Genomic DNA, 625 nt, shown 5'->3' with positions numbered 1-625 from the left:
CATGCGGCCTGTTTTTCCATAGCTATTTTCATTGCGAACTCGTTGGGGGTGATGTTGCCCAGCGACGAGTGCGGTCTGTTTCTGTTGTAATCCTCCTTCCATGCAGTGATTGCGGCGCGGGCCTGAGCGAGCGACGAGAACAGCGTCTCGTTCAGGCACTCATCGCGGAAGCTGCCGTTGAAGCTTTCGACGAAGCCGTTTTGCATCGGCTTGCCGGGGGCGATGTAATGCCATTCCACCTTGGTCTCCTGGCACCATTTGAGGATGGCCATGCTGGTCATATCCCCCCGTTGTCCGAGACAATCGTCCTCGGTTTTCCGCGTCTGGCGATGAGACTGTCCAGTTCGCGGGCAAGCCTTGCGCCTGACAGGGATGTATCGGCAACCAGGCATAGGGATTCTCGGGTGAAGTCGTCGACGACGGCCAGGACCCGAAAGCGGCGACCGTCGGTGAAGGCATCGCTGACGAAGTCCAGGCTCCAGCGCCCGCCCGGACGCAACGGCAAAGCCAGAGGACGTCTCGTGCCCAAGGCCCGCTTTCGGCCGCCACGCTTGCGCACCGTCAGCTTCTCCTCCCGGTAGAGACGCCGAAGCTTCTTCAGGTTCATGACGATCCCCTGCCGGTC

General features: G+C 60.6%; 1 pseudogene. It reads right to left on the bottom strand.

The features are described from left to right. A pseudogene (locus G8E10_RS25725) lies at window positions 1-625 on the bottom strand (IS3 family transposase); the annotation flags it as partial.

Source organism: Ferranicluibacter rubi (assembly GCF_011603255.1).
Taxonomy (GTDB): Bacteria; Pseudomonadota; Alphaproteobacteria; order Rhizobiales; family Rhizobiaceae; genus Ferranicluibacter; species Ferranicluibacter rubi.
This window is presented reverse-complemented; position numbering and strand designations above follow the sequence as displayed.